Origin of the sequence: Nocardioides sp. (genome assembly GCF_036503465.1) — a bacterium.
Taxonomy (GTDB): domain Bacteria; phylum Actinomycetota; class Actinomycetes; order Propionibacteriales; family Nocardioidaceae; genus Nocardioides.
In genome coordinates this window covers 1-19,334 of the sequence record NZ_DASXWU010000021.1, presented here as the reverse complement: position 1 = coordinate 19,334, position 19,334 = coordinate 1, and the positions used below count along the sequence as shown (strand labels likewise).

Below are 19,334 nucleotides of genomic sequence, written 5' to 3'. Positions count from 1 at the left end.
GGAAGACGGCGTGCGAGGGTGTGTGCATGTTCGTCGTGGCTCACGTCAGCGACACCCACGTCGGCAACGACGTCCAGGATCCCTCCGAGCGCGCCACCGCGGTGATGGATCACGTGCTCGCGATGAACCCGCGCCCCGACGTCCTGGTGCACACCGGCGACGTCGCCGACCACGGCCTCGCCCACGAGTACGCCGAAGCCCGCGCCTGGCTCGACCGCTGGCCCGGACCGGTCACGGTGTGTCCCGGCAACCACGACGTGCGCACCGCCTTCGTCGAGGGCCTCGGCGTGGCCGCCCGGTCGGTCGTCGAGACGAACGGCTACCGCTTCGTCATGCTCGACTCGCTGATCGATGCGGTCGCCGGTGAACGGGTCGACGAGGGACGGCTCGGCGACGAGCAGCTCGGCTGGCTGGACGCACGACTCGGCGAGTCCGACGTCCCGGCCTTCGTCTGCCTGCACCACCCGCCGACGACGATCGGCCTGGAGCTGATGGACCCGATCCGGCTCATGGACGGCGACGCTCTCGCCGCGGTGATCGACCATCATCCGCACGTCGTCGCCACCCTCGTCGGCCATGCCCACACGATGAGCACGACGTCGTTCGCGGGCCGGCCGCTGCTGACGGGCGGCGGCATCGTCTCCACGGTGACCGCCGACGCCGAGCAGGTCGACACCCTCTGGTACGGCGCGCCGGCCAGCTTCGCCCTGCACCTCGTCGACGACGCCGAGAGCCCGCCCCGCGTCACCACCCACTGGCGGGCACTGCCGGCTCAGTAACCTCGGACGCGTGCTGCTCGCGTTCGACACCGCCACGCCGTACGTGACCGTCGCCCTCCACGACGGCGACGACACCGTCGCCGAGCGCAGGTCGGAGCAGCGGATGAAGCACGGCGAGCGGCTGGCGCCGCTGATCGAGGCGGTGATGGCCGACGCGGGGATCGTCCGCCAGGACCTGACCGCGATCGCGGTCGGCGTCGGACCCGGCCCGTTCACCGGACTGCGGGTCGGGCTGGTCACGGCACGCACGCTCGCCTTCGTCCTCGAGATCCCGGTGTACGGCGTGTGCTCGCTGGACGTCGTCGCCCTCGAGGCCGCACGCGGGCCACGTCCGATCGGCCGAGACTTCGCCGTCGCCACCGACGCGCGGCGCAAGGAGGTCTACCTCGCGACGTACGACGACCAGGGGGTCCGCCTCGACGGTCCCGAGGTGCTCCGCCAGAGTGACGCGGCGACCGACGGCCCGGTGGCCGGCGAAGGTGCCGTGCTCTACCCCGACGCCTTCCCCGACCGGCGCGATCCCGCCCTGCCCGGCGCCGCCTGGCTGGCCCGCGCGGTCGCGGAGGAGCTGGCCGAGCTGCACGACCCCGAGCCGATGTACCTCCGCCGTCCCGACGCGATCGCCCCGGGTGCGCCCAAGCGAGTCTCGTGATCCGGCCGGCAGAGCGGGGCGACGGGCCCGCGATCGCGGCCCTCGAGAAGCAGGCATTCGGTTCCGATGCCTGGTCCGACGACTTGCTCGCCGAGGGCCTCTCGGGCGAGATCCCCGGGACGCTCTACCTGGTCGCCGTCGAGGCCGGAGTCCTCGGCTACGCCGCCGCGAGCCTGTTCGCTGACGTCGCCGAGCTGCAGCGGATCGCGGTGGCGGTGACCCATCGTCGTACCGGCATCGCGTCGGCACTTCTCGAGCGCGTCGAGGAGGAGGCCCGTCTCCGCTACTCCGAGCGCCTGCTGCTCGAGGTCCGCGAGGGCAACGCCGGGGCCCTGGCGTTCTACGCCCGTCGGGGGTTCACTGAGGTGAACCGGCGCCCGCGCTACTACGCCGACGGCACCACCGCGATCGTGCTTGAGCGGCGTCTCACCGACGACGTCTCGGACGGAGGGTCATGAGCAGCATCAGCGTGCGGTACATCGTCGACGACGTGGACGCCGCGATCGGCTTCTACTGCGGGCAGCTGGGCTTCACCGAGGTGATGCATCCGGCGCCGGCCTTCGCGATGCTCACCAAGGACGACCTGCGACTCCTGCTCAGCGCGCCCAACAGCCAGGGCGGCGGCGGGCGGCAGCTGGCCGACGGCAGCACCCCGCAACCGGGTGGCTGGAACCGGTTCACGCTCCAGGTCGACGACCTCGAGGGCGAGATGACCAGGCTCAGCGAGGCAGGAGTGACGCTGCGCAGCGAGCTGATCGAAGGGATCGGCGGCCGGCAGGTCCTGGTCGAGGATCCGTCGGGCAACCTCGTCGAGCTCTTCCAGCCGACCCGCGACGAGGCACGCCTCTGACCCCGGCAGAATGGGCCCGGTGAGCGAGCCCCTCGTCCTCGGCATCGAGACGTCGTGCGACGAGACCGGCGTCGGGATCGTCCGCGGCCGCACCCTCCTCGCGGACGCCGTCGCCAGCAGCGTCGACGAGCACGCCCGCTTCGGTGGGGTCGTCCCCGAGGTCGCCAGCCGGGCCCACCTCGAGGCGATGGTGCCGACCATCGAGCGGGCCTGCGAGACGGCCGGGATCCAGCTGTACGACGTGGACGCGGTCGCCGTCACCAGCGGCCCGGGCCTCGCCGGCGCCCTCCTGGTCGGTGTCGCCGCCGCCAAGAGTCTCGCCCTCGCGCTGGGCAAGCCGATCTACGGCGTGAACCACCTGGCCGCGCACGTCGCCGTCGACCAGCTCGAGCACGGTGCCCTTCCCGAGCCCTGTCTGGCGCTGCTCGTGAGTGGCGGCCACTCCAGCCTGCTGCGCGTGGAAGACGTCACCGGCCACGGAGGCGGCGTCGATCCTCTCGGCTCCACGATCGACGACGCGGCGGGCGAGGCGTTCGACAAGGTGGCGCGGCTGCTCGGTCTGCCGTTCCCCGGCGGCCCGCACATCGACCGAGCTGCCCGGGAGGGGCAGGTCACGATCGACTTCCCACGCGGCCTGACCAGCCGACGCGACCTCGAGCGGCACCGGTTCGACTTCTCCTTCTCCGGCCTCAAGACCGCGGTCGCCCGATGGGTCGAGACCCAGCAGCGGGACGGCGTGAGCATCGACGTCGGCGACGTCGCGGCGAGCTTCCAGGAGGCCGTCTGCGACGTGCTGGTGCGCAAGGCGCTCGACGCCGCCACCGACCAGGGCATCGAGGACATCCTGATCGGAGGGGGCGTCGCCGCGAACTCCCGCCTCCGTTCGATGGCCACCGAGCGGGCGGAGGCCACGGGCATCCGGGTCCGGGTCCCGAGACCCGGACTCTGCACCGACAACGGCGCGATGGTCGCCGCCCTGGGCGCCGAGCTGGTCGCCCGGGGCCGTACGCCGTCCGCCCTCGACCTGCCGGCCGACTCGTCCCAGCCGGTGACGGAGGTCGTCGCCTGACCGACTCAGCTGCCGGCCGAGAGGGCGCCACCGGTCGGGAGGATGAACGGGTTGTCCACGTCGTCACCCGACACGGGCGGGACGGCGTACTCCATGTTGCTGTCGGAACCGACCCTGACGATCGACCACGTGCCGTCCTGGAAGAACGGGGCGAGCACATGGGTGTCGTCCTCCCAGGTGGCGCCGGGATAGGCGGCCTGGGCGTGCACCGTGGCCTGGCGCTCGAACAACCGGGTCCCGTCCAGGCGGTACATCGCCATGGCGGTCGGGCCCAATCCGTCGTAGTTGGTCGGCAGGGCCAGGATCAATTTTCCATCCGGCGAGAAGGACTGCAGCTGGTTCTTGCAGGTCTCGAAGCCCTGGAACTCGCCGCCGCCCAACAGCTTCGAGCAGCTCTCGAAGTCCTTGATCTCGGTCAGCCCGATCGACAGACCGGCCTCGCTCTCGTCGTTGAGGACCAGGTAGCCGCCATCGCGCAGCTGCTGGGTAGCGGCGTCCGAGACCTCCCAGACCTGCCGGTGGCCCTGGTTGTCCGTGACGTTGACGTAGACGGTGCAGCCGGTGACCGTGCACCCCGGCCCGCTGCCACCGTTGGCTCCGATGCCCTCGCCGAACACCGGACCCAGGCGCAGGTCCGAGCCTTGGATCGGGTCTCCGAGCGGCCGGGGCTCGGTCGCCCGACCCTCCCACAGCATGACCTGGCCCGACGGGTCCAGCCAGGCCACGACGTTGTGCGACGCGTTGACCGTGAGACCCCAGCCGCTCGCGACCGGGTCGTGGAAGTTGCCGTCCGAGTCCTGGATCTCGACGTACGCCTTGCCGTTGGCGGTGGTGTGCCAGACCCGGGATCCGTCGTCGAGCTCCACGAACTGGTCGGGCCGGTAGCGGGTGCCCACCCCGAAGCTGTCGCCATCGGCGGTGTGGAAGACGCCGTTCGCGACGTAGTCCATCCGGGGCGCGTCGCCGGTCGGCAGGTCGGAGACGTCGAGCACGCCCGGTGCGGGCTGGTGCCCGGAGTCGGGTGAGGCCGTCGTGGTCGGGCTGGGCGTCTGGGTGATGGCCGGGGCCGGCTCGGGCTTGCCGCTGGTGTGGGCGGCGAGCGAGGCGGTCGGCACGATCACGGCCACCGCCGCCGCGACGCCCACCACGGCGGTCGCCGTACGACGGCGACGGATCGAGCGGGCGCGGCCCTTCACGTCGGCCAGGCCGAGCGAGGACCCGGACATCACGTCGGAGTGCTCGGTCAGGGTGCGGGTGAGCCGGGTGCCCAGCTCGTCGTGGTCGTTCATCGGTCTTCCTCCTCGCGGGCGCGGGGGTTCAGGGTCTGGGGTGCGCGTTCGCGCAGGGCCGCGAGTGCGCGGCTGGTCTGGGACTTCACGGTCCCGACGGAGATCCCGAGCACGGCCGCGGTCTCGGCCTCGCTCATCTCCTCGTAGTAGCGGAGCACGACGACCGCGCGCGCCTTGCGCGGCAGCGTCTGCACGACGTCCCACAGCGCGGCGCCGACGCCGTCGTCCTGGACGTCGTGGTGGGGCCGGTCGAGCCGGTGCAGCGTGTCGTCGTCGGCGCTGTGCTCGCGCTTCTTCCAGGCGCGGCGCCACAGCGAGTTGTGCTCGTTGACCAGGATCCGGCGGACGTAGCCGTCCATCGAGCCCTGCTGGCGCACCTTGTCCCACGACAGGTACAGCTTGGCGAAGGCGGTCTGCACCAGGTCCTCGGCGTCGTGCCGGTTGCCGGTCAGCAGGTACGCCGTACGAAGCAAGCTCGGTTGCCTGGCCGCCAGATACGCCGCGAAGTCGGCGTCACGGGTGTCTCGCGCGCTCTTGCGGTCGGCCACTCCCACGGTCCCCGTCCCATGCTCGGGTGGTCGGTCCATTGCCCCTCCTCACGTCGCGACCAAGACGCGACCCGGGGCGGGAAGGTTGCAATGGTGCCAGAGGGCGAGACCTCAGGGACGGGTGGCGAGCCGGTAGACCTCGAGGGAGGCGTTCTTCTGCTGGCGCACCGCTGTGGTTCGCGTGACGTGGCCGTTCAGGTCGAACCTGACGATGGCGGTCTGGCCCTGTCCGTCGTCGGCCACCGCGAGGAGGGTGTCGTCGAAGTCCCATGCGACCTGCGTGATCCAGCCCGGGGTCCACCCCCCGAGGTCAGCGACCTTCGCTCCCGTCGCGGCGTTGAAGACCGCGTAGGAGTCTGCGGACCCGTCGCCCGACCGCAGCCCGACGACATACTTCCCGTCAGTGGAGAACTGACCGAGCTGCCAGTCCGCCCGCCACTTGACCGTACCGGTGCGGACGTCGACCACCGCGCTCTCGCCCACCTGGTCGGCGGGCTGACCCGCGAGCTCGCCGGAGACGACCTGGTTGTTTTCGTCGGACCCGGTGACCACGCGTAGTGCGGAGAGCGGCGTGGCCTCGCCGGTGTAGGAGTCGATCAGCTCCGCCGTGGGAGTCTGCCCGCGCCAGGCGTTGACGACCACCTTCCCCGGCTGGATGCCCACCGGGTCGATCAGGTCGCCCAGCGGGGTACGGACGAATCCCGGTCCCCCCTCGCCCATGGTGTTGTCCGCACCGTCGTACAGCCTCCCCGCGTCCTTGTCGCTGCAGGAGTCCTTCACCCAGTACGCGGACTGCACCCCGTCGGCGGACATCGCGAAATGGCCCCGACCGCAACCGAGCTGCTGATCGCCGTTCTGCCCGTGGACCCACAGCTCGGCGAGGTCGGGGGTCTTCCCGGGCAAGGCGAACAGCAGTCCTCCGCGGACCGGCGTTGCCACGGTCGCGGTGGTCAAGGCCGGATCCTGGAGGCGGCCCCCGTTCATGTCGATGTAGGTGTCGCCGTCGAGGTAGTCGATGCCGGGCTTGTGACCCACAGGCAGGTCGGCCAGTGCCGTCGAGGGACTGGTCGAAACCGTCGCCGAGGACGTGGTCGTGCTCGGGGCCACCGTGGGCTCGGTCGAGGCGTCCGGCGAGCGGCCCAGCCACACGGCGCCCGGCACCGCGACGGCGGCGATGGTGGCGGCCGCCGCCAGAACCGTCGTACGCCGTCGCCGGGCGCGCACGGCGCGGGCCCGGGCGGCCACCGTCAGCAGCGGCGTTGTCGGGTAGTCGGTGCGCTCGGTGTGCTCGTGCAGCGTCTGCGTCAGCAGGTCCTCGGTGTGATCGGCGTTCATGACTCGTCCTTCCCGGCGATCTCGGGGTGTTCGGCGAGATGGGCCCGCAGTGCCGCGAGCGCTCGGCTGCTCTGGGACTTCACCGTGCCGAGCGAGATGCCCATCAGGTCGGCGATCTCGGCCTCGGTCCGCTGCTCGTAGAAGCGCAGGACCACCACCGCGCGCTGCTTGGGCGGCAGGGACGAGACGAACTTCCAGACCGCCTCGTGCTGCCCGTCGTACTCCGGCTGGGACGGCGCCGCACGGTCCGGCACCACGTCGGTGATCTGCTCGCGGCGGCGTACCGGCCGGCGCCAGGCCGTGCGGTGCTCGTTGAGCAGGATCCGGCGGGCGTAGGCGTCCACGTCCGCGACGTGGTCCAGACGGCCCCAGGCCAGGTAGAGCTTGGCCAGGGTGTTCTGGACCAGGTCCTGCGCGGAGTGGACGTCGCCGGTGAGCAGGTGCGCGGTGCGCTGGAGCGCCGGCTCGCGGGCCGCCAGCCACGACTCGAAGTCGCGGTCGCGGGAGAGCCCAGGGATGTCCATCACGCCTCCGCCCGCTGCCGCGTGCACCATGCGCTCACCATCCTCGTCCGGTGTCACCCCGTGGACGAGAACGGCGCGCAGAGGGTTGCATCGGCATGGACGGGCAGCTCAGCGCACCGTCATCGGAGGGGCAGGCTGAACGGCGTCAGCTCGTCGGTCGCAGCGACCGTCGCGCCGGCGTACTCCACGGTGCCGTCGGTGCCGATCCGGACGATGCCCCACCGACCGCGGGTGTGCAGCACGCCGAGCAGGTGGCGGCTGTCCTCCCAGGTGAGCTGGGAGAGGCTGCGGTGTCGACCGGGGTCGAAGACCCAGGAGCGCACCACGTGCCCGTCGCGGCCGAAGACGGCGAAGCGATTCACGCTGGCCCACCGGGTCTCCGACCGTTCTCCGAGCACCCGGCGGCCGTCGGGGGAGAAGGTGTCCAGGTAGTAGTTGCACGTCCGGACGACCCGGTGCCCGTCGGCCCGGACGACGCCCCAGCAGGCACGGTGCGTGTCGGTACGCCGTGACAGCAGGCCGGCGACGCGTCCCCGCTGTGAGACATCCGAGACCTTGAGCGCCGGCGCGACCCTGTCGACGAGACCGTGGGAGGTGGACGCCCAGGCATGGCGACGGCCGTTCACGAACACCGTGCAGCCGCCGCCTTCGGGCGCCTGCTCCTGGCAGGTGCCCGGGCCCTCGATCGAGGCGATCACGGTGCCTCGCCCGACTCGCGGTATCGTGGAGGAACGGGTGCCTCCACCCTCGACCACGCGGGGGCTGCCACGGTCGCCCAGCCAGCCGACGATCTCGTGGTCGGGGGAGACCGCCAGTCCGAAGTGCTGGATCAGTCGCGACCGGACCGCGCCGGTGCCGGAGACGCGTTGCAGCTCCGGACCCGCCTCGGTGCCCGCCATCCCGATCGCACCGTCGCCCATGGGTGCCCAGACGCTCCAGGTGAGCGTCGGCAGCCGAAGGGTGCTTCCGTCCGGATGCCGGAGCACCCAGTCGCCGCCCAGGAAGTCGACTGACGAGGCGACGGCGTAGGGGATCCGCGGTCGGTCACCCGTTGCCAGCCCGGTGACCGGGAAGGGCCGGTCGGCCGGCGCCGGCGCGGCGTACCGGCCCGGTTCCGCGCGCGTGTGCGGCCGCTCCAGCGCGTACGACGTGGCCGCGGGGGCCAGCGCGAGCGCCAGCGTCGGGGCCGCGACGAGCAGTGACCTGGTCGCCTTCACGGTAGTGGGACCGCACCGGGCGGTTGAAAGTTGTCGGAGCCAGGGCACCTTCCTGCCCGCGCGTTCGGCCTCGTAGGCTGCCCGAGCGCTCGTTGAGGGTCGCTGCACCGTCGTTGGGGGAGGAGCCCGCATGCACCAGGTCCAGGCAGTCGTCGCCCGCGCCAAGGGCGAGCCGGTCGGCATCGAGACGATCAGCGTCCCCGACCCCGGGCCGGGCGAGGCGCTCGTCCAGGTGCAGGCGTGCGGGGTCTGCCACACCGACCTGCACTACCGCGAGGGCGGCATCAACGACGACTTCCCCTTCCTGCTGGGGCACGAGGCGGCCGGCGTGGTCGAGGCGGTCGGGGACGACGTGACCTCGGTCGCGCCCGGTGACTTCGTGATCCTGAACTGGCGCGCGGTCTGCGGGAACTGCCGTGCCTGCAACCGCGGCGAGCCGTGGTACTGCTTCGCCACCGCCAACGCCACGCAGAAGATGACCCTGGCCGACGGCACCGAGCTGTCGCCTGCGCTGGGGATCGGGGCGTTCGCCGAGAAGACGCTGGTCGCGGCGGGTCAGTGCACGAAGGTCGATCCTTCGGCTCGTGCCGCAGCGGTGGGCCTGCTCGGGTGCGGTGTGATGGCCGGGCTCGGCGCGGCGATCAACACCGGCAACGTCTCACGCGGCAAGAGCGTCGCGGTGATCGGCTGCGGAGGCGTCGGCACGGCCGCCATCGCCGGGTCCGCGCTGGCCGGCGCGGACACGATCATCGCCGTCGACGTGGACGACCGGAAGCTCGAGGGAGCCCGGAGGATGGGCGCGACGCACATGATCAACAGCAAGAACGTCGACCCGGTGCCGGCGATCCAGGAGCTGACCGGCGGCAACGGCGCGGACGTCGTGATCGACGCGGTCGGCCGGCCGGAGACCTGGAAGCAGGCCTTCTACGCCCGCGACCTCGCCGGCACCGTGGTGCTGGTCGGCGTGCCGACCCCGGACATGCGGATCCCGGACATCCCGCTGATCGACGTCTTCGGGCGCGGCGGTGCGCTGAAGTCGTCGTGGTACGGCGACTGCCTGCCCAGCCGCGACTTCCCGATGCTGGTCTCGCTCTACCAGCAGGGCCGGCTCGACCTCGACGCGTTCGTGTCCGAGGAGATCGGCCTCGGTGACGTCGAGGCGGCGTTCGAGAAGATGCACCAAGGCGACGTGCTGCGCTCCGTGGTCATCTTCTGACGGCTCCTGCTCCCCCGGGTCCTCGTCGGCCGGTTCATCACGCTGAGTGGTCGAGCCGTCGCTGGGCAAGCGGAACTCCGCTGGCCCACGACCCGTTCACCTACCCAGCGTGATGAAGCGTCCGACCCCGGCCCGAGGGAGCCTTCTCAGGCGGCGGCGCGTTCCTGGGACCGCACCCGGAAGGTCCCGACCAGCATGTAGCCCACGAACGCTATCACCGGGGCCAGCGGGACGCCGAGGTTGGCGAAGGCCCACTCGCCGGTCTTGCCGTCGGTGAAGCCCAGCGGGTCGAGGAGGTAGCCGAGCCAGCCCAGGCCCTTGGCGCCGAACGGCTGGACGACCAGGCCCCACCCGATGCCCGTCGCCAGCGCCATCAGCAGGAACGCCGGCCAGCCGACCGCGCCGTACCGGCCCCGGGCGGTGAACAGCGACGGCTCGTCGTAGTCGCGGCGGCGCACCAGGAGGTCGGCCAGGAACACTCCGCACCACGCAGCCATCGGGACGCCCAGGGTGATCAGGAAGCCCTCGAAGATGCCGAGAAAGTCGTCGGCGGCACTCCAGACGATGTAGATCGTGCCCAGGATCATCAGCACCCCGTCGATGCCGGCGGCGACGAACCGTGGGGTCCGCAGCCCGAGCGAGAGCAGGGTGAGGCCGGAGGAGTAGAGGTCGAGGATCGCGCCGCTGATCAGGCCGGCCACCGAGACCAGCACGAACGGCACCAGGAACCAGTCGGGCAGCACCGTCGCGAGGCCGCCGATCGGGTCGTTCTGCACCGCATTGTTGAGCGACGACGAGGAGGCGCAGAGCAGGAGGCCGTAGCCGACCAGGATCAGGACCGGCAGGCTGCCCCCGAACGTCGGCCAGAAGACCACGCCGCCGGTGCGCGTGCTCCGCGGGAGGTAGCGGGAGTAGTCGGCCGCGGTGTTGACCCAGCCGAGTCCGAAGCCGGTGAGCACCAGGATCGCCGCGCCGAGGAGGGCCGCGGTCGACCCGGTCGAGAGGTCGGTGGCCTTGTTCATGTCGATCTCGTCCACCGTCAGGGCGATGTACACCGCGGTCACGATCACCATCGCGATCGTCAGCCAGCGCTGGATCCTCATGATCGCGTCGAAGCCGAGCACGCCGGCCGCGACGATCGCGGCCGCCACGACGATGAAGGCGATCACCTTCACGGCGTTCCCGCTGCTCCAGCCGAGCTGCTGGAACACGGTGGCCACCGCCTTGGTCGACAGCGAGACCAGCACCGTCTCCCAGCCCACCAGCAGGCAGTAGGAGACGATGGCCGGGAGGCTGTTGCCGTACCGACCGAACGGCGCCCGCGACAGGATCAGCGTCGGAGCCGAGCCGCGCTTGCCTGCGATCGACACCAGACCGACCAGCAGGAAGCCGACGACGACGCCGAGCGCCCCCGCGACCACGGCCTGGCCGAAGCTGACGCCGAAGCTGATGATGAACGCGCCGTAGGGGACTGCCAGCACCGAGATGTTCGAGGCGCACCAGGGCCAGAACAATCCGGCCGACGTGCCCTTGCGCTCGGACTCGGCGATGACGTTGATCCCGTTGGCCTCGATGGCACCCGGCGCGACCGGTGCCCTCTGGGCGGACGACTCGTCGAGAGTGGTCATGGCAGTCCCTTTCTCACCAGGTCCGCGAGCAGCGGGCCCATCCGTGCGGCCGTGCGTTCAGCGACGGCCACCACCTCGCGCGGGTCGATGCCCGAGTCCTGACCCTCGATCGCCGTGACCGTCGACAGTCCGAGCACCTCCAGACCGCATTCTCTTCCCGCGATCGCCTCGGGCACCGTCGACATCCCGAGCACGTCGCCGCCGACGCGGCGTACCCACTCGGCCTCCGCGAGCGTCTCGTAGTGCGGGCCCGCCAGCCAGGCGTACGTCGCCTCCACCAGCGAGGGGTAGAGCTCCCGGGCGATCCCCCGAAGGCGCGCGGACCAGCAGTCGGTCAGATCCACGAAATGGGCGCCCTCGATCGGGGACGTGCCGGTCAGGTTCAGGTGGTCGCGCAGCAGGACCGGCTGGCCGATGTCGAGGTCGTCGCGCAGCGAACCGTTCGCGTTCGTCAGCAGCGCCAGGGTGCAGCCGCAGGCCGCCGCGGTGCGGATGCCATGGACGACCGGCCGCAGACCGAGGCCTTCGTAGAGGTGCGTGCGCCCCGACAGCACCAGCGTCGGCACGCCCTCGACGTCGTACGACGCGATCGTGCCGCGGTGTCCGTCGGCGGCCGGCGCGACGAAGCCCGGCACGTCGGTCATCGGCAGCTCGGCCACCGGTTCGCCGAAGGCGTCCGCCGCCGGAGCCCAGCCGGTCCCCAGGACCACCACCGCGTCGTGACGCGGGACACCCGTGAGGTCGGCGATCCGTCCGGCCGCCTGCGCTGCCTGCTCCCGCGGGTCCGCGTCGGTCACAGCGCTCAACCTATCTGCGGTTGACGACGTCGTGCGCGCACGAGGTCGTGGACGCCGATCGCGACCGCGAGGGCGATGAAGCAGAGGGCGGCGAGGACGGCGTGGCCCAGTGCGTGGGCGTACGCCGCGGGGCCGGAGCCGGCGATCGAGTTGAAGAAGACCGTCCCGATCACCGCCTGACCGATCGCGAGCCCGATCCGCTGGCTGGTCTGCAGCACGCCCCCGGCGGTGCTGCCCATCAGCGGGTCGACGTCCATCAGCGCCAGGGTCTGGTTCGGCGTGATCACCGCTCCCTGGCCGCAGCCCATCACGAACAAGGGTGCCGCGAGGGCCAGGGCGGCGTCGTGCGGGACATGGGGAGGCACCAGCGCCAGCGCCACGGCGCCGATGCCGAACGTGACCGCACCACCCACGACGAGCGGCCGCCCCACCCGGGTGACCACGCGGCCGACGAGTGGCGCCGAGATCCCGGCTCCGACGGCGTACGCCGTGACCCCGAGCGCGGACTCGATCGGCGTGTAGCCGAGGCCGTACTGGTAGTAGATCGCCAGCACCAGCGGCAGCCCGGCCATCGCGGGGAAGAACGTGAGCGCCAGCGTGCTCCCCGCGACGTAGGAGGGCCGTCGGAAGAGCCGCAGGTCCACCAGCGGGTCACGTGCCAGCAGGGTGAGGCGCCGCTCCCGGCGCAGGAACATCGCCAGGAGCACCGCGGCGGGCACGGCCAGCCAGGCGAGCCGGGCGTCGTGCGCGACGTCGTACTCCACGCAGGCGAAGAGGATGCAGAAGGTGGCAAGGCCGAGCATGCCCGCGCCGAGCACGTCGAGCCGGTGCCGCACGCTCTCGGTGGGCGCCGGGAGCAGCCGGCGGGCCAACAGGATCACGATTACCGCGATGGGGAGGTTGATGAAGAAGACGAGTCGCCAGCCCAGGGTCGGGCCGCCGAGACCGATCAGCGCGCCACCGATGAGCGGACCGACGGCGGTGCCGAGCCCGACGGTCGTGCCGAGGACGCCGAACGCCCGGCCGCGCTCGTGACCGTGGAACATCTGCTGCACCAAGCCGGAGGTCTGCGGGTTGATCAGTCCGCCGAACAGCCCCTGGAGAACGCGGGCACCGATCAGCAGGCCCGCCCCGGGCGCCAGTCCCGACAGGAGCGAGGTCACCGCGAACCCTCCGACGCCGATCTGGAACATCAGCCGGCGTCCGTGGTCGTCGCCGAGCTTGCCCCCGAGCACCGGGACCAGCCCGAACGCCAGCGTGTACCCGGAGACGATCCACTGGAGCTCCGCCGAGCCGGCGTCGAGGTCGCGGCCGATGGAGGGGAGCGCGACGTTCGTGACGCTCACGTCGAGGAGGGTCATGAACATCGCGCTGCAGCAGACGATCAGCGCGACCCAGCGGCCGCGCTGATCGTCCGGGGTCACTCGTCGATCGTGTCAGAGCCCCCGTGGAGGGCCTGAGCGCGTACTGCTTCGCGAGCGTCCGACGCCCAGCGCCATCACCCCCGGATCGGCTCGACGAGGAGGGCGGTGCCCTCGCCGGCGACCCGGGTGAGCACGATGGTCGCGGTCTCGTCGCCCCGCAGGGCGAGCCGTTGCCGCAGCTGCTCCGGCGCGACGTCGACGCCGCGCTTCTTGATGGTCAGCGTGCCGATGCTCCGCTCACGCAGGGCGGCCCGCAGCTGCTTCTCGCGGTACGGCAGCTCCTCGAGGACGCGATAGCCGCGCGCGAAGGGGGTGTGGTACGCCGCGTCGCCGCTGACATAGGCGATCCTCCGGTCGAGCAGGTGGCCCCGAACTCCGGCGGCCACTGCGGTGACCAGACCGGCTCGGATCACCGCGCCGTCGGGCTCGTAGAGGAATGCGCCCACGCCGCCGACGTCCGCACCCGGGTCGTCCTCCTCGGTCAACGTGGCGAGACCGCCCTGCCCGATCACCGTGGCGCGACGCCGCACGGTCGCCAGCACCGGCGACCAGAGCACCGCTTCCTTCACCTCGGCCTGGTCGCTGACCCACTCGGCCTCGACGCCGTCCGGGAGCAGCGAGTGCGGGATGCCGGGTGCGACCTTCACGCAGGCCCGCCCGGTCAGCAGCGAGACGACGAAGGTCCAGGGCGGCGTCCAGTCGTCGGCGCGGAACGACCTCCCGCGCGCACCGCGTCGTGCGGGGTCGGCGTACGCCGTGGCGAACGGGGTGACGTCGAGCGCGGTCGCGTCGCCGACCTCGACGGCGCCACCGAGTCCGAGCGCGGCCAGGTTGGCCCGCGCCATCTCGACCCGCAGCGGATCGAGGTCGATGCCGGCCGTGGTCAGCCCGGCTCGTGCGAACGCCACCAGATCGCCGCCGATGCCGCAGGTCAGGTCGACCACGCTCGGCCCGACCAGGCCGACACGGGAGGCTCGGTGCCGCGCGACCGTGCTCCGGGTGGCCTGCTCGAGTCCCTCCCGCGTGAAGTACATCCGGCCCGCGTCGTCGCCGAGCTTCGCGATCGCGTGCCGGCGCAGCTCGACCTGCCCCAGGGCCGCCGCCACCTGCTCCGGCGCGGCTCGTTCACGCAGGACTCGCTGCACCTGGAGCGGCGTCCCCTCGGCAGCGGTCGCGGCATCCAGCAGCCTCTGACCGTCGTCGGTGAGCAGCCACCGGAACGTCTCCAGCTCCATGGGCTCAGTGACCCCGGAAGGCTTCTTCCAGCCACCACGACGGCTGGCTGTCGACGACCTTCGCATCCACCAGCATCGGGCGAGGGCGGCCGGCGTCGAGCCAGGCGCGTACGGCGTCCAGGTCGCCCGGGGCACGCACGGTGACCGCGTCGAACCCGAAACCCCGGCCGATCGCCGCGATGTCGGTGTCGGGGAAGACCACGGTGTCGAGCGGCGCGCCGTCGGGGCCGAAGTGGTGCACCTCGGCGCCGTAGGCATGGTCGTCGTAGACGACGACCAGCATGTCGAGCCCGAGGCGGACGACCGTCTCGAGCTCCATCGCCGACATCAGTGCGCCGCCGTCGCCGAGCGCGGCGACGGTGAGCCGGCCCGGGCTCGCGATCGCCGCGCCGACTGCCGTCGCCAGTCCGAGGCCGATCGACTGGAACGCCTGGGTGAAGCAGAACGAGTGGTGGTCGCCGACTCCGAGGTACGCCGCGGGGTAGCCCATGAAGTTCCCGGAGTCCACCGCGACGACCCGGTCCGCGGGAAGCAGTACGTCGAGGTCGCGGGTCAGGGTACGCGGGTCGATCAGGCCGTGACCGCCGAGGTCGTCGTACGTCGCGCTCGCCCACCCGATGCCGGCCTCGAGGCGTCGGCGTACCTCGTCTGTGCGGTAACCGGTGAGGTCGCCGGTCAGGCTCTTTTCGAGTTCTGTCGCGGTCGCCTCGACGTCCCCGAGGACGCCGAAGGTCAGCTCGCGGTGGGCTCCCAGCGCCTCGACCGTGTCGTCGACCTGGACGACGGTCGCCCCGGGAGCGATCAGCTTCCCGTGGCGCATCGTCCACATGTTCAAGGTGCAGCCCCACCCGACGATGAGGTCCGCGTCTCCGATCAGCTCCGCCGCGCCGGGTGAGGCGAACCCGCCGGAGACACCCAGCGACCACGGGTGGCCGGTGAACAGTCCCTTCGCGACGGCCGACTCGGCGAGCAGCGCGCCGGCACGCTCGGCAGCCTCGGCGACCGCGGGACCGGCGCCCCGGGCGCCTCGCCCCGCCACGAAGACGGGTCGCTCGGCGCGGCGTACCGCGTCGACCAGCCGGTCGAGATCCTCGCCGGAGGGCGTGACGACCGCCTCCTCGCGCCCGTGGGTCGAGCTCGGCGCCTGGCCTGCTGTGAGGGCCTGGACCGCCAGGGGCAGGTTCAGCACGACGGTACGGCGCGTGGTCACCGCGGTGCGCACGGCGTGGCGCGCGACCTCCCTCGCCGTGGTCGCGTCGCTCACGCGGAACGGCACCGCTCCGACCGCCCGTGCCAGCGCCTCCTGGTCGACGAAGAAGTTCGACCGCGGCTCGGTCACCTCGGCTGCCACGACGACGACCGGCGTCCGGCTCTTGGCGGCCTCCGTGATCCCGGTCATCGCGTTGGTCAGGCCGCAGCCCTGGTGGACCGTGACCGCGGCCGGGCGGTCCGACGTACGGGCGAATGCGTCGGCCATCGTGGCGGCTCCGCCCTCGTGCCGAGCGGCCACGAAGCGGGCGCCGGCGGCGACCATCGCGTTGGTGACGTGGAAGTTCCCGGAGCCGACGACGCCGAAGACATGGTCGACCCCGGAGTCCACCAAGGTCCGGCCGACGACCTCGGCGACGGTCGGACCGGGCGCCACGTCAGCGCTCGACGAGAGCGACGGCCCGAGCCGGTGCGCCCGACCCGGTGACGATCGGCAGCGGCCCGACGATCAGGACCGCGCCGGTCGGCGGGAGAGACGCGAGGTTCTGCAGCTGGGTCAGGCCGTACTTGCCGCTGCCCATCAGGTTCGCATGGCAGGGGAACGGCGGGTCGAACGAGTGCGCGGCGCCCGCGTCCGTGCCGACGGTCTCGACCCCGACGCCGATCACCGGCGAGTCCTCGGCGACCCAGCGCGCGCACTCCGGGCTCATCCCGGGCGTGTGCGGGCCGTTCTCGTCGGCGTTCGTGAACCGCTCCTGGCTGTCGGAGCGGGCGTCCCACCCGGTGCGGTAGAGCAGCCAGCCGCCGTCGGGAAGCGGCCCGTGCTGCTGCTCCCAGCTCGTGATGTCGTCGACCTCGAGCAGGAAGTCGGGGTCGTCGGCGACCTGCGCGCTGAAGTCGAGCACCACCGCCGGCCTGATCAGGTGGCCCACCGGCACGCTCGCCACGTCGAGCCCGCCCTTGCCGGTCACCCAGTGGTTGGGCGCGTCGAAGTGGGTGCCGGTGTGCTCGCCGGAGCGGAAGTTGTTCCAGTACCACGCCGGCCCGCGGTCGTCGTACGCGCTGATCTCCTCGAGCTCGAAGTGAGCGGTCTGGCCGAACTCCGGCGGCAGCTGGATCACCGGGGTGTCGCTGCTGAGCCGCGCGGTCAGGTCGACCACCTCGACGGAGCCGTCGGCGAGGGCGTCGGTGAGGGAGGAGAGGAGCGATGGCATGGGAGCACCGTACGCCGACGCCGTCCTGCCGGACCCCGTTGGCACTCGTTGTCGGTGAGTGCTAGTTTCGGCGTTGGCACTCTCGACCCGAGAATGCCAGCGCTTGCCCCGACGGACGACCCCCGCGACGGCGTACGTCAGTGCAGGCTCCAACGTCCGGGAGCGTGTGGCTCCCAGCTCGCACAACACAGTGGAGAAAGTGGAGGTCGACATCGTGTCGGTCAACATCAAGCCCCTCGAGGACCGGATCGTCGTCAAGCCCCTCGAGGCCGAGCAGACCACGGCGTCCGGCCTGGTCATCCCCGACACCGCCAAGGAGAAGCCCCAGGAGGGCGAGGTCCTGGCCATCGGGCCCGGCCGCATCGACGACAACGGCAACCGCGTCCCGCTCGACGTCGCGGTGGGCGACAAGGTCATCTACAGCAAGTACGGCGGCACCGAGGTCAAGTACAGCGGCGAGGACTACCTGATCCTCTCGGCCCGCGACGTGCTCGCGGTCGTGTCCTGAATCCGAGCCGGGGTCTGGCCGAGCTTGCGAGGCCAGGCCTCGATCAGCGAGGAGATTGAGGAGGGGGAGGCACACCGGCGCGCCAGCGACGGGGTGCCTCCACCGTCTCGAAATCCACTGACTTCTCTGTAGCAAGGAGCATCTTCAATGCCCAAGATCCTGGAGTTCGACGAGCGCGCCCGGCGTTCGCTCGAGCGCGGCGTCGACGCGCTCGCCGACGCGGTCAAGGTGACGCTCGGCCCCAAGGGCCGTTACGTCGTCCTCGACAAGAAGTGGGGCGCGCCCACGATCACCAACGACGGCGTCACGGTCGCCCGCGAGGTGGAGCTCGACGACCCGTTCGAGAACCTCGGCGCGCAGCTGACCAAGGAGGTCGCCACCAAGACCAACGACATCGCCGGTGACGGCACCACGACCGCGACCGTCCTCGCCCAGGCGATGGTCCACGAGGGTCTGCGAGCGGTGGCCGCCGGTGCCAACCCGATGGCGCTCAAGCGCGGCATGGACGCCGCCGCGGAGGCGATCGGCGACGCCCTGCGCGAGGCCGCCCGCGAGGTGGACTCCAAGGAGGACATGGCGTCGGTCGCCACGATCTCCAGCCGCGACGCGCACATCGGCGAGCTGCTCGCCGAGTCCTTCGACAAGGTCGGCAAGGACGGCGTGATCACGGTCGAGGAGTCCAACACCATGGGCACCGAGCTGGAGTTCACCGAGGGCATGCAGTTCGACAAGGGCTACATCTCGGCGTACTTCGTGACCGATCCCGAGCGGATGGAGGCCGTCCTCGACGACCCCTACATCCTGCTGCACCAGGGGAAGATCTCCGCGATCGCCGACCTGCTGCCGCTGCTGGAGAAGGTCATCGCCGCGGGCAAGCCGCTGTTCATCCTGGCCGAGGACGTCGAGGGCGAGGCGCTGTCGACGCTGGTGGTCAACAAGATCCGCGGCACCTTCACCGCGGTGGCGGTCAAGAGCCCGGCGTTCGGTGACCGGCGCAAGGCGATGATGCAGGACATCGCGACCCTGACCGGCGGTCAGGTCGTGGCTCCCGAGGTCGGTCTCAAGCTCGACCAGGTCGGCCTCGACGTGCTCGGCACCGCCCGCCGCGTCGTGGTCACCAAGGACAACACGACCATCGTCGACGGCGGCGGCGACACCTCCGCGGTCGAGGGCCGGGTCAACCAGATCAAGGCCGAGATCGAGACCACCGACTCCGACTGGGACCGCGAGAAGCTCCAGGAGCGCCTCGCGAAGCTGGCCGGCGGCGTGTGCGTGGTCAAGGTGGGCGCGGCGACCGAGGTGGAGCTGAAGGAGAAGAAGTACCGCATCGAGGACGCCGTCTCCGCGACCCGCGCCGCGATCGAGGAGGGCATCGTCCCCGGCGGCGGCTCCGCGCTCATCCACGCCGTGTCGGTGCTCGACGGCGACCTCGGCCTGACCGGTGACGAGGCCGTCGGCGTACGGATCGTGCGTCGCGCGGCCGACGAGCCGCTGCGCTGGATCGCCGAGAACGGCGGCGAGAACGGCTACGTCATCGTCAGCAAGGTCCGCGAGGGCAAGGTCGGCGAGGGCTACAACGCAGAGACCGGCGAGTACGGCGACCTGGTCGCCCAGGGCGTCCTGGACCCGGTCAAGGTCACCCGCTCCGCGCTGGTCAACGCCACCTCGATCGCCGGCATGCTGTTGACGACCGAGACCCTGATCGTCGACAAGCCCGAGGAGGAGGAGCCCCCCGCGGCCGGCCACGGTCACGGGCACGGCCACTGACCTCGGCCGCGCCCCGCTCTCCGAGGCGGCGGTCGACGCGCTCGTCACCGCCGCAGGGCACACCGACGTCGAG

At 71.6% G+C, this 19,334-nt stretch carries 19 protein-coding genes; 8 read left to right on the top strand and 11 right to left on the bottom strand.

Annotation, left to right across the window (positions count from 1 at the left end):
• Positions 1-26: 26 nt before the first annotated feature.
• From VGK78_RS03095 to tsaD, 5 genes are read left to right on the top strand one after another with little or no spacing between them, the layout of a single operon-like run.
• On the top strand, positions 27-779 hold the full coding sequence (locus VGK78_RS03095) for a metallophosphoesterase (RefSeq protein WP_331525848.1): 753 nt from the start codon (positions 27-29) through the stop codon (positions 777-779).
• 10 nt (positions 780-789) lie between these two features.
• Entirely contained in the window at positions 790-1,431 is a 642-nt protein-coding gene (tsaB, locus tag VGK78_RS03090) for a tRNA (adenosine(37)-N6)-threonylcarbamoyltransferase complex dimerization subunit type 1 TsaB (RefSeq protein ID WP_331525847.1), read from the top strand.
• Entirely contained in the window at positions 1,428-1,889 is a 462-nt protein-coding gene (gene rimI / locus VGK78_RS03085) for a ribosomal protein S18-alanine N-acetyltransferase (protein ID WP_331525846.1), read from the top strand. The genes tsaB and rimI overlap by 4 nt, the downstream gene beginning before the upstream one ends.
• Entirely contained in the window at positions 1,886-2,281 is a 396-nt protein-coding gene (locus tag VGK78_RS03080) for a VOC family protein (protein ID WP_331525844.1), read from the top strand. The genes rimI and VGK78_RS03080 overlap by 4 nt, the downstream gene beginning before the upstream one ends.
• A 19-nt stretch (positions 2,282-2,300) precedes the next feature.
• Entirely contained in the window at positions 2,301-3,350 is a 1,050-nt protein-coding gene (gene tsaD, locus VGK78_RS03075; protein ID WP_331525843.1) for a tRNA (adenosine(37)-N6)-threonylcarbamoyltransferase complex transferase subunit TsaD, read from the top strand.
• Between the two features lie 5 nt (positions 3,351-3,355).
• On the opposite strand, the gene VGK78_RS03070 is transcribed toward tsaD, so the two are convergent.
• The 5 genes from VGK78_RS03070 to VGK78_RS03050 form a co-directional block, all read right to left on the bottom strand.
• On the bottom strand, positions 3,356-4,639 hold the full coding sequence (locus tag VGK78_RS03070) for a hypothetical protein (RefSeq protein ID WP_331525842.1): 1,284 nt from the start codon (positions 4,637-4,639) through the stop codon (positions 3,356-3,358).
• Positions 4,636-5,226: a SigE family RNA polymerase sigma factor gene (locus tag VGK78_RS03065; RefSeq protein ID WP_331525841.1), complete on the bottom strand. Its 591-nt coding sequence runs from the start codon at positions 5,224-5,226 to the stop codon at positions 4,636-4,638. Before VGK78_RS03065 ends, VGK78_RS03070 begins: the two co-directional genes overlap by 4 nt.
• Positions 5,227-5,298: 72 nt before the next feature.
• Positions 5,299-6,522, bottom strand: coding sequence for a hypothetical protein (locus VGK78_RS03060; RefSeq protein ID WP_331525840.1), 1,224 nt, complete (start codon positions 6,520-6,522; stop codon positions 5,299-5,301).
• The gene (locus VGK78_RS03055) at positions 6,519-7,076 is read right to left on the bottom strand and encodes a SigE family RNA polymerase sigma factor (RefSeq protein WP_331525838.1); all 558 of its coding nucleotides are present in this window, start codon (positions 7,074-7,076) and stop codon (positions 6,519-6,521) included. Before VGK78_RS03055 ends, VGK78_RS03060 begins: the two co-directional genes overlap by 4 nt.
• An 89-nt stretch (positions 7,077-7,165) precedes the next feature.
• A complete protein-coding gene (locus tag VGK78_RS03050; protein ID WP_331525837.1) occupies positions 7,166-8,263 on the bottom strand; it encodes a hypothetical protein in 1,098 nt (365 codons plus the stop codon).
• 130 nt (positions 8,264-8,393) lie between these two features.
• Here VGK78_RS03050 and VGK78_RS03045 point away from each other — a divergent pair, with 130 nt between their 5' ends.
• Entirely contained in the window at positions 8,394-9,479 is a 1,086-nt protein-coding gene (locus VGK78_RS03045) for an S-(hydroxymethyl)mycothiol dehydrogenase (RefSeq protein WP_331525835.1), read from the top strand.
• 146 nt (positions 9,480-9,625) lie between these two features.
• On the opposite strand, the gene VGK78_RS03040 is transcribed toward VGK78_RS03045, so the two are convergent.
• From VGK78_RS03040 to VGK78_RS03015, 6 genes are all read right to left on the bottom strand, one after another.
• Entirely contained in the window at positions 9,626-11,107 is a 1,482-nt protein-coding gene (locus VGK78_RS03040; RefSeq protein ID WP_331525834.1) for a purine-cytosine permease family protein, read from the bottom strand.
• Complete coding sequence (locus VGK78_RS03035; RefSeq protein WP_331525833.1) at positions 11,104-11,904, bottom strand: purine-nucleoside phosphorylase; 801 nt, start codon at positions 11,902-11,904, stop codon at positions 11,104-11,106. Before VGK78_RS03035 ends, VGK78_RS03040 begins: the two co-directional genes overlap by 4 nt.
• Positions 11,905-11,909: 5 nt before the next feature.
• A complete protein-coding gene (locus VGK78_RS03030; RefSeq protein ID WP_331525832.1) occupies positions 11,910-13,328 on the bottom strand; it encodes an MFS transporter in 1,419 nt (472 codons plus the stop codon).
• Positions 13,329-13,402: 74 nt separating this feature from the next.
• Complete coding sequence (locus tag VGK78_RS03025) at positions 13,403-14,563, bottom strand: class I SAM-dependent methyltransferase (RefSeq protein ID WP_331525831.1); 1,161 nt, start codon at positions 14,561-14,563, stop codon at positions 13,403-13,405.
• Between the two features lie 4 nt (positions 14,564-14,567).
• Positions 14,568-16,208 carry a thiamine pyrophosphate-binding protein gene (locus VGK78_RS03020; protein ID WP_331525830.1) on the bottom strand — a complete coding sequence of 547 codons (1,641 nt, stop codon included), beginning with the start codon at positions 16,206-16,208 and terminating at the stop codon, positions 14,568-14,570.
• A gap of 1 nt (position 16,209) precedes the next feature.
• Positions 16,210-16,986, bottom strand: a complete 777-nt coding sequence (locus VGK78_RS03015; RefSeq protein WP_331525829.1) for a cyclase family protein — start codon at positions 16,984-16,986, stop codon at positions 16,210-16,212.
• Between the two features lie 214 nt (positions 16,987-17,200).
• On the opposite strand from VGK78_RS03015, the gene groES reads away from it, so the two are divergent.
• Both groES and groL read left to right on the top strand, forming a co-directional pair.
• Positions 17,201-17,494, top strand: coding sequence for a co-chaperone GroES (gene groES, locus VGK78_RS03010; protein WP_331525871.1), 294 nt, complete (start codon positions 17,201-17,203; stop codon positions 17,492-17,494).
• 147 nt (positions 17,495-17,641) lie between these two features.
• Entirely contained in the window at positions 17,642-19,261 is a 1,620-nt protein-coding gene (groL, locus tag VGK78_RS03005) for a chaperonin GroEL (protein ID WP_331525828.1), read from the top strand.
• Positions 19,262-19,334 lie beyond the last annotated feature (73 nt).

Excerpts from the sequence above, each read along its gene's own strand:
- VGK78_RS03095 (WP_331525848.1), top strand. The coding sequence starts at position 27 with ATGTTCGTCGTGGCTCACGTCAGCGACACCCACGTCGGCAACGACGTC.
- VGK78_RS03080 (WP_331525844.1), top strand. The coding sequence starts at position 1,886 with ATGAGCAGCATCAGCGTGCGGTACATCGTCGACGACGTGGACGCCGCG.
- VGK78_RS03070 (WP_331525842.1), bottom strand. The coding sequence starts at position 4,639 with ATGAACGACCACGACGAGCTGGGCACCCGGCTCACCCGCACCCTGACC.
- VGK78_RS03065 (WP_331525841.1), bottom strand. The coding sequence starts at position 5,226 with ATGGACCGACCACCCGAGCATGGGACGGGGACCGTGGGAGTGGCCGAC.
- VGK78_RS03060 (WP_331525840.1), bottom strand. The coding sequence starts at position 6,522 with ATGAACGCCGATCACACCGAGGACCTGCTGACGCAGACGCTGCACGAG.
- VGK78_RS03055 (WP_331525838.1), bottom strand. The coding sequence starts at position 7,076 with ATGGTGCACGCGGCAGCGGGCGGAGGCGTGATGGACATCCCTGGGCTC.
- VGK78_RS03045 (WP_331525835.1), top strand. The coding sequence starts at position 8,394 with ATGCACCAGGTCCAGGCAGTCGTCGCCCGCGCCAAGGGCGAGCCGGTC.
- VGK78_RS03040 (WP_331525834.1), bottom strand. The coding sequence starts at position 11,107 with ATGACCACTCTCGACGAGTCGTCCGCCCAGAGGGCACCGGTCGCGCCG.
- VGK78_RS03025 (WP_331525831.1), bottom strand. The coding sequence starts at position 14,563 with ATGGAGCTGGAGACGTTCCGGTGGCTGCTCACCGACGACGGTCAGAGG.
- VGK78_RS03015 (WP_331525829.1), bottom strand. The coding sequence starts at position 16,986 with ATGCCATCGCTCCTCTCCTCCCTCACCGACGCCCTCGCCGACGGCTCC.
- groL (WP_331525828.1), top strand. The coding sequence starts at position 17,642 with ATGCCCAAGATCCTGGAGTTCGACGAGCGCGCCCGGCGTTCGCTCGAG.